Source organism: Clostridium sp., from assembly GCF_016650095.1.
Taxonomy (GTDB): Bacteria; Bacillota; Clostridia; order Clostridiales; family Clostridiaceae; genus Clostridium_AD.
Genome location: NZ_JAENWL010000242.1, coordinates 1 through 5777, shown reverse-complemented (window position 1 = coordinate 5777; position 5777 = coordinate 1). Strand labels below are relative to the sequence as shown.

6 protein-coding genes are annotated in these 5777 nt (G+C 31.0%); 3 read left to right on the top strand and 3 right to left on the bottom strand.

Annotation, left to right across the window (positions count from 1 at the left end; all coding sequences use genetic code 11):
• Positions 1-92: 92 nt before the first annotated feature.
• The 3 genes from JJE11_RS13265 (at position 93) to JJE11_RS13255 (ending at position 2217) form a co-directional block, all read left to right on the top strand.
• Positions 93-422, top strand: a complete 330-nt coding sequence (locus tag JJE11_RS13265; protein WP_291636382.1) for a helix-turn-helix transcriptional regulator — start codon at positions 93-95, stop codon at positions 420-422.
• A 28-nt stretch (positions 423-450) separates the two neighbouring features.
• A complete protein-coding gene (locus JJE11_RS13260) occupies positions 451-906 on the top strand; it encodes a hypothetical protein (protein WP_366927932.1) in 456 nt (151 codons plus the stop codon).
• A 117-nt stretch (positions 907-1023) separates the two neighbouring features.
• Entirely contained in the window at positions 1024-2217 is a 1194-nt protein-coding gene (locus tag JJE11_RS13255; protein WP_291636378.1) for a site-specific integrase, read from the top strand.
• A gap of 325 nt (positions 2218-2542) precedes the next feature.
• Here JJE11_RS13255 and JJE11_RS13250 read toward each other — a convergent pair whose 3' ends face one another.
• The 3 genes from JJE11_RS13250 to JJE11_RS13240 form a co-directional block, all read right to left on the bottom strand.
• Entirely contained in the window at positions 2543-3175 is a 633-nt protein-coding gene (locus JJE11_RS13250; protein WP_291636376.1) for a ComF family protein, read from the bottom strand.
• A gap of 20 nt (positions 3176-3195) precedes the next feature.
• Positions 3196-4224, bottom strand: coding sequence for a hypothetical protein (locus JJE11_RS13245; protein ID WP_291636374.1), 1029 nt, complete (start codon positions 4222-4224; stop codon positions 3196-3198).
• Positions 4225-4316: 92 nt separating this feature from the next.
• Positions 4317-5777: AAA family ATPase (locus tag JJE11_RS13240; RefSeq protein ID WP_291636372.1), on the bottom strand; the 1461-nt coding region annotated here is incomplete at its 5' end.

Here is a 5777-nt window from a genome sequence, read left to right as displayed (position 1 = left end):
TGTCAACCCTATATTCATATTTATTTTCCGTTAACGGTGAATTATGTATTGACAAACGGTAAAATATTGCCTATATTAAAAGGGAGGTGATAATGATGGGATTAGAAAAAGTAAATGAACTAAAAAAGAAGAAGGGGCTAACCTCGGAGCAACTGTCTCATGAATCTGGAGTTCCTCTTGGTACTTTAAATAAAATTTTAAATGGCACAACAAAAGACCCTAAACTTGAAACTTTAAAGGCTCTCGCTAGAGTATTAGGGTGTAAATTAGATGACTTCGACGATTCTCAACCTAATAAAAAAGAATTTAAAAATCAATTAGAAACTATAGCCGCACATTTTGATGGTGATGAATTTACGGAAGATGATAAGGATGATATAGAGAACTTTATTAAGTATGTTCTTTCAAAAAAGAATAAATAATATTCTTGATAAAGGTTTGGGGGGATTGATGTACGAAGAACTGGTATGTGAAGCACAAGAAAGTGATGTAGAAGTCATAGAAATAAATTTCAAAGGAAATTTAAAAGGTTTATATAGTCAAAATACTATAGCTATCGATTCCAAATTAGAAACAAATAAAGAAAAAAGATGTGTGCTTGCCGAAGAATTGGGGCATCATCACACATCTTTTGGAAACATATTGAGCACTAAAGATATTAGAAATGTAAAACAAGAAAAATTCGCCCGTAATTGGGGTTATGAAAAGTTGGTAGGTATTATAGACATTATTAATGCTTTTAAAGCTAACGCTAGAAATCGTTGTGATATGGCAGAATATCTAAATGTAACAGAAGATTTTTTAGACGCTTCAATTCAACATTATAGAGAAAAATACGGATTATGTTGTGAAATAGATCATTACATAGTTTATTTTGACCCGCTAGGAGTATTAGAAATGTTTTAAAAAGAAATGAAGCTTGAACAAATAGCTAGTTGTTTAGAAGCACCTCAAGATGCTTTAAATTAACTGGCTAATCTATAACGTTGCAAAGAACATATGTTTGTAAAAAGGAGGTATACCGTGGCAGTTAAAACAAATACAGAAGTTAATGGAAACAAATACTATAGAATAAGACTTTTAATTGGATATGATAGTAATGGTAAAAAGGTTTTCAAAACATTCTATGGGAAGAGTAAATCAGAGGCAGAAACTAAGCGGGATGAATTTAAACAAGACTTAAAAAATGGAATGAACGCTGATGCGGGAGAATTAACATTAAATATTGCTTTTAAAGATTGGATTTTTAACGTCATAATGCCAAGTGGAATTAAAATTAGTACTTTTGAAACTTATGAATCTATATATAGGCTTTATGTTAAGGATTCTGAAATAGGTATAAAAAAAATTAAAGATATAAAATCTCATATGATCCAAGCGTATTTAAATAAGCTTTTTAAGAATGGCAAGAAGTATCCAATAATACTAAAGTTAACTAAATTGCTAAAAAGATTTTTTAATTATGAAATTGAAACTGATGTTATTATTAAAAATCCATGCTTAAGCGTAAAGGTACCAGGACAAATAAATTATCTTAAAGAGAAGAATTTAAATGAGATACTTGTTTTTACCCGGGATGAAAGAGATCTTATAATAGAATATCTTTATAAGACGGGTAATAGAATTGCTAGCATAGCGTATTTAGGCTTTAGCCTTGGCATGAGAGAAGGAGAAATTTTAGCATTGTCTTGGAGTGACATAAATAAAATTAGCTGCGTGTTAAGTATTAAGAAGTCTCTGAGGTATACAAAAGACTTTGATCAGGAAGGTAATAAGATTGGAGGCAGTATGAAACTAACTATCCCAAAAACAATGAGTTCATTTAGAGAAATCGAATATACCGATAATTTTAAAGATATATGGGCAAGAGCTAAGGCACAAAACATTAAAGATGCTCTCAAAGCAGGATCTAGTTTTAAAAATAAAGAAAATCTAGTATTTACAAACGCTTTAGGTGAACCAATGCAAAAAAGATATGTAATAAGACAATGGCAGAAGGCTTTGAGTGACTTAGAATTGACTTATAGACCCTTTCATACCACTAGACATACATTTGTAACCCACATGGCGATTGATGGCGTTCCTGAGTCCATTACCCAATCTATCATAGGTCACAAAAAAGGTTCGGAAGTTACACATAAAATCTATACTCACATAAATAGAGAAAGTACTAAAAAAGTATTGGAAAATTATAAAATTAAGGTACCTACCATATAGATTAGGTGGCTAAATATTTTCTAGGTGGCTAATTGGTGGCTAATATCTTATCAAAAAAGTAAAAAGCAGTCTAATAAAAGACTGCTATACCGCACTGTTAGTGCATTCATAAGTTAGTTGACCTGGTCTTTGACCCCACACTCGCCTGCTGGAGCTTTTGCTACCCAGAATTACCTTCTCACTACTTACACTCTCGCCCGCTAAGACGGCAGGACTAACCTCTAAGCCGCACCATGCTCACTAAACTTTGTTTAACTTACGTGGATCGTTTCGCCTGCGACTGGCATCGACTTTCAACCACAAACCTAACTTACTACACTAAGTATTATACATTACTTTTAGCTATAGTCAATACGTAAACATAATTTTTCCCACTTTCTTTTAGCTTATGTGCACAATAAAATGCCGTAGCCCCAGTGGTTATAACATCATCAACAAGTAAAATTTTTTTATTTTTTATAAACTTATTTTCTTTAACATTAAAACATTTTTCCATATTACCCCATCGTTCTTCACCGCTTAAACCTATTTGATCTTTAGTATCCTCTGTTTTTATTAAATTGCAGATTACAGGTATATTTAAAAATCGAGATAAGTAATTTGCTAAAAACTCACTTTGGTTATACCCTCTATTTTTTAGAGCTTTTTTGGTCATAGGTACATAAGCTATTAAGTCAAACTGCAATTTATTTTCTCTTATAAATTCTAACATATATTCAGCTAAAATTTCTCCACATATAAAATCACTTTTATATTTCAGCCTAATAATTAGCTCTTTGACTATATTAGAATAATAAAACACTGACCTAGCGAGATATTTTTCTTCATCATGGCCTATATAAAAGCTTTCATCAGAGTGCTTCATTTCTTTCCTGCATTTAGTGCATAATGCTTCGCTTTCTCCGCTATATTCATTGCAAATTACGCATTGTTCATCACCAGAGTATAAAAGCCCCACTAAACAATAAAGTATGTTTTTTATATATTTAATAATCCTTTCTCCCACGCTTTCTTGTTAAATTTTCTAGCTATATTTTTAGCCTTATCCATTTCCATTGTTTCAACATTAGCTAAAAATATAGCCTCTCCCCTTTGCATACTTTCATGTCTTCCAACCTTACTTGATAAATATAATAGCTGTTTATGATTAAATTTAATATTGTCAGCAAAGTAAACTATAACATCAACCGCATGGAATTCTAGGTAACTTTCTTCGAAGTCATTAGTTACTATTATCCCCTTATCTTTATTCATAAACTTTATTGGAATATCAACATCGCTTTTTTTGCTAATAAACAAAAATATGTTTTCACTTAACTTTTCTTTAAAATTACTTAGATACTCAAATACTGCTGTTGCTTTTTCCGCGTCCGGAGTAAAAATTATTACCTTTCTATTAGATATAATTGACCAATTTAAATATTCATAAACCACCAATGGTATATCAATATTAAGATTTATTCTTGTAGTTATAATCCTAGGCTCTATAATCGGCATTTTATTATTTTTAAACGGAAAAATAATTTGGGCTCCCTCACTTAAAACATTCTCTACAGAATAAGCTATAGCAGCGCCTGCTACTTTAGACGTTTTTGATAATATTTTTTTTATTTGTTGTTTATTGTATTTAGGAAAACTTCTAATATCATTATAAATAACTAAATCAAACTTTTCTTCGAGTTTTAATGCATTTTCATGATTACAAATATGTAGACACTCATTTTCGCTGATATAATTTGTTTCAGGAGAACATACGTATTCACCTAAATTAGTAAATTTATTTATAAAGTAAATTATGTCAACTCTATGCTGACTTTCATTAGTTATATATAATATTTTTTTGTTATCATTAGCATATGCAATTATAGTTTCTAAAAATAGATCAGAAGAGTTATAAAATACAGATAGAACATCAATTCTTTTTTTGCCATTTAAAGAACGTCTTAAAATTTCTTTGCTGATTTCATCTTTTTCCTTATTAAGGCTTAATTTCGAGTAGAAAAACATGCAAATTCCCCTTTACTTTTAGATCAGCACATGTAGCGCTGTAATATTATGCCTTCTGAAATGTCATAAAGATTTGTTTTGATATAATTAAGCTAATTTTCATCATAATTAATATTTGCATCCACTATTTGTCTTATTCTCCAGCCAAGTGCTGAATATCGTTCGAAACTCCTATTATTATCCTTCATAAAACTAATAGCTTTTATTGTTCCCACTAGAACAACCATATTTTTTGCTCTAGTTATCCCTGTATAAAGCAGATTTCTGTTCATTAAAAGTGGTGGGCCCATAAACATAGGCATAATTACAACTTCAAACTCGCTACCTTGACTTTTGTGTATTGTGATAGCATATGCTAGCGTTAGTTCATCTAAATTTACTCCTTCATATTCTACACGCTTATCATCATCAAAAATAACAATAACGTTCTCATTATCTTCATCAATATCTTCTACATACCCCACGTCACCGTTAAAAATTCCAGCACCATCTTCGCCCCTTGCGCTCATTTTATGCCACTTCATAGTATAATTATTTTTTATTTGCATTACCTTATCCCCAACCCTAAAAATAGTATTCCTATATTCCTTTTCCCTTTTATCTTTTAATTTAGGATTTAATATCGCCTGAAGTTTTTCATTTAAGTTTTCTATGCCGAGTATTCCTTTTCTCATAGGAGATAATATTTGGATATTTTTCATCTTATCCCATCGTTTATTAAAATTTGGTAATCTAGTATTGATTAAGGAAATGATAATATCTAATATTTTTTCCGGCTCATTATTTTCAATAAAATAAAAATCTTTTTCCTTTTTATTTAGAATAGGCAACTCTCCGTTGTTAATTTTATGGGCATTTACAATAATCATGCTTTCCCTAGCTTGCCTAAAAATCTCCTTAAGCTTAACTACCTTAACGCATTGACTATCTATTATATCTCTTAGTACATTCCCTGGTCCGACAGATGGCAATTGGTCGACATCACCAACTATTATAAGCCTCGTTCCTATAGTAATTGCTTTTAATAAACTATTCATAAGCATTATATCTATCATGGACGCCTCATCAACAATTAGCACATCACAATCTAAAGGTGATTCTTCACTTTTGAAAAACTGTGACCCATCGTCACCGCCCATTCCAAGCTCTAATAACCTATGTATAGTCTTTGCTTCACGCCCAGTAGCTTCTGTCATTCTTTTAGCGGCACGTCCTGTAGGTGCAGCCATATATACTTTCATCCCTGCTTCTTCAAACACCTCTATAATACAATTAATTATAGTAGTTTTCCCAGTACCTGGCCCTCCTGTTATAACCTCAATACTATTTTCCATAGCTCCACAAATAGCGGTTTTTTGAGATGTTGCAAATTGTATATTTTTCTGTTTTTCAAAGCTTATAATCTTCTCTTCTATGTCTATATCTAATTCATCATATTTTTCTATTGATAATGTAATAATTTTTTTAGTAATGCCTAATTCGCAATAATAAAAGGGCATAGTGAAAACGCAGTCTTCTTCATCAATATTCTCCACTTTAAGTTTTCCTTGTAG